Here is a 2,952-nt window from a genome sequence, read left to right as displayed (position 1 = left end):
GCGATCGATATGTATCACCAAAACGAGGCGGGGGATTGGTTAATTCTGAGCTATCGACCCGGCGATGTTGTCGAGCTAAAAAGTATTGGATTAAGTGTGCCGATAGAGGAGTTTTACGAAGAGGTTGTGTTTGAGCCATCGTCTAATGCGGTTTAGTGTACAAGATGGATGACTCCAGTGCGATCACCCATATCTCCACCCGCCACCCCCACCAAAGCAGCCTCAAACCGTGTAACTTCCTGGGTGTTAGAATAATCCCTAATGTTCCAGGCATCAATATGAAGTTCGAGCGCGACACTATCGTAAAATTAACCATCGGTAGCGGGTGCGTCCTGGGTAGCTTGGCGTTCCCCCCCCGTATCGCCGCAGAAGGGATGGTCTGGGGAAACATCTTAGCCACGGCGTTAGGGAATGTGGCGGCGGGGAATACGGCTAATGCTGTTGATGCTTTAATCGATGCACGAGAGGGGAGAGTTTCCCTAGAAAATCAGGATTTAACCAAAGCAGTCGGGAAAGCGATTCTCTACGAGACGCTACGCGAACGCCGCCGTTATCACCCTCGCAGCCAAACAACAGCGGGGCAAAACCCGCGAATATCTCGAAAAAATCGCCGCCCAAGCCAAGGATAACTGGGTTGCGATCGCCCAACAGGAACTAGCCAAACAACGTTACCCCGACCTGCGAGAAGCCAAACTCGACCAATTCCTTACCCCCCAAGAATACCAACTCACCCAACAAGGGAACCTCACCGTCACCGCATGGGGCGATATTTTTATCCGCCTCAATATGGCAGCCTGTAAAAGGAGAAACCTCACCCAGCAGCAGGCATTTTTTAGGGAGATTTCCGGCACAATTGAGTCGGGTTTTGCGGAAGTCTGTCAACGGTTCGGGGTGATGGAAACCCAGATAACTCAGTTGTTGCAAGGACTGGAAAGAACCCTCGAAAGTTTGGTGGAGGAAATTCGATCGCATTTTGATGCGGCTAACCCCCATCTTTCCTTAGCAGAATGGCGAGCCATTGCCGAGTTAATGCTGCCTAACCGACAGGTATTCTTAACGGCTAATCCGGCATTTAAGCGGGTGGAGATTTATGTGCCGTTGGCATTGGTGGATCTATACCCAACTAAGGAACGGAAACCGGGGCTAAGTCTGGAAAACCGAGAACAGTGGGAACGGGAAGAAGAGAGAATGACTCCTATCAGTGAGGATGAGTTTTTTAATCAGGTTTTGCGACAGGGAAAAACTCCCCAAAGTCAGGGGCGACGGATTGCCGTTATTGGTGAACCGGGGTCAGGAAAAACCACACGGTTACAGGCGATCGCTGATTGGATATTGGCAGAAAATCTGGGCATCCCCATTTGGGTTGACTTGGCACAATTTACCCAACCGACCCTAGTAGATTATCTGGAAAACTGGCTGAAGTCGGCGAGAGTTCAAGGAGCGATCACGGAGCGTGGCGGTAGCCGTATCGCTTCTGTCCAAGACCATAAAGAGAATCTCTGGTTATTGATGGATGGGTTGGATGAAATGGTAGCCCGGATTGAACGGCTCCATGTGTCCCAGTTATTAACCGGGTGGGTGGGGTTAGCAAGGGCGATCGTCTCTTGTCGGGTGAATGTTTGGGAATCCGATAAAAATGCCTTTTCCGGGTTTGATGTATATCGGAATTTACCCTTTCAGTCGGAGCAGATGGAAACCTTTATCCGGCGATTTTTTGCCCAGAGTGATTAAAAACAGTAACTCCTGGCAGTAAAGGCTTGTAGCTTTTTGAGGCTAAGGTGCATATCCCCTTGATTCTGTATAACATCCACCTTTAAAAAAGGCTGAACCCCTTTTTAACATAGTTGCTTTCAGGCAATACACTATGCTTCTTGCTACAATGTTTGTGTAGACTTCAACTTAGGTGCAATATGTCCCCAATGAGCGCCCCAGGAAAATTCCCAGCCACCTCTCCTCCTCTACGTTGGGATGAAGCCGGAGGTATCCGCATAGGTTCAAGCAGAGTGACTCTGGATAGTCTACTTGCTACTTACCACAATGGCTCGACTCCTGAAGAAATCGCTATTCAATTTTCAGTTCTGAGTTTAGAAGACATATACAGTACGATTGCTTATTATCTAAACCATCGTCAGGAAATTGACAGTTATTTAGAGCAACGTAATCAAAAAGCTGAACAACTCAGACAACAACTTACCCAAAAACACAACCTAGTCGATCTCAGACAGCGCTTGCTTACTCGTCAGTCACAAAAATAATTGGAACAAAATGCGCCTTCTTACTGACGAAAATTTTAACGGGGCTATATTGCGTGGTCTAATGAGACGCTTGCCTACTGTGGATGTAATTCGTGTTCAAGACGTAGGGTTAAGGAATACAGATGATCCAGTTATATTGGAATGGGCGGCGAACGAGGGACGTATCTTGCTGAGTCATGATGTAGCCACTATTACGATGTATGCTTGCGATCGCGTCAATCAAGGATTACCTATGCCAGGAGTTGTTTAAGTGATAGCGAGAGCCCCCATTGGCAAGATCATTGATGACTTAGAACTATTTATTTGTTGCAGCGAACCTGGAGAATATGAGGGTCAAGTTCTTTTCATACCTTTCTATCTTATTCCCAAACTTTCACCAATAAAAACCCCGACCTAGGGAATTGGATCGGGGTACAGGGCAATTAAGCTAATTCTATGGGGCTTATTATCGCATATCCCAGAGAGCCTTAAAAAGCGTCTCAGCTAGTTTCCTGGATGTGGCATTCCTGGCAGCCTTGAGCGCAGCCCCAGACACTTTGTTCCCTTTGTGGTATGCTCTAGTCACCCAATAAACTCGGATGGCTTGAGCCTCTGGGGATTTTGGTAGGCAATCGTAGGGGGTTGTCGCGATCGCACTCCCGCCCGGTTTCTGTTCACGATGAGTCCCCCTCTCGATTGCCCGGACAACAAACTGATG

General features: G+C 48.0%; 4 protein-coding genes and 1 pseudogene. 4 read left to right on the top strand and 1 reads right to left on the bottom strand.

From position 1 onward, the window contains the following. The first annotated feature begins 164 nt into the window (after positions 1 to 164). From B9T16_RS27485 to B9T16_RS27470, 4 genes are all read left to right on the top strand, one after another. A complete protein-coding gene (locus tag B9T16_RS27485) occupies positions 165 to 629 on the top strand; it encodes a hypothetical protein (RefSeq protein WP_006616019.1) in 465 nt (154 codons plus the stop codon). A gap of 157 nt (positions 630 to 786) precedes the next feature. Further along, on the top strand, positions 787 to 1,731 hold the full coding sequence (locus B9T16_RS27480) for an NACHT domain-containing protein (protein ID WP_410246267.1): 945 nt from the start codon (positions 787 to 789) through the stop codon (positions 1,729 to 1,731). A 188-nt stretch (positions 1,732 to 1,919) separates the two neighbouring features. Then, entirely contained in the window at positions 1,920 to 2,255 is a 336-nt protein-coding gene (locus tag B9T16_RS27475; RefSeq protein WP_231852091.1) for a DUF433 domain-containing protein, read from the top strand. A 10-nt stretch (positions 2,256 to 2,265) separates the two neighbouring features. Beyond that, positions 2,266 to 2,505 carry a DUF5615 family PIN-like protein gene (locus B9T16_RS27470; protein WP_006615923.1) on the top strand — a complete coding sequence of 80 codons (240 nt, stop codon included), beginning with the start codon at positions 2,266 to 2,268 and terminating at the stop codon, positions 2,503 to 2,505. Between the two features lie 195 nt (positions 2,506 to 2,700). Here the strand turns inward: B9T16_RS27470 and B9T16_RS27465 are convergent. Further along, a pseudogene (locus B9T16_RS27465) lies at positions 2,701 to 2,952 on the bottom strand (IS110 family transposase); the annotation flags it as partial.

Origin of the sequence: Arthrospira sp. PCC 8006 (assembly GCF_046480465.1) — a bacterium.
GTDB classification, from domain to species: Bacteria; Cyanobacteriota; Cyanobacteriia; order Cyanobacteriales; family Microcoleaceae; genus Limnospira; species Limnospira platensis.
The sequence above is the reverse complement of the archived record's forward strand: the minus strand, read 5'-3'. Positions and strand labels throughout refer to the sequence as shown.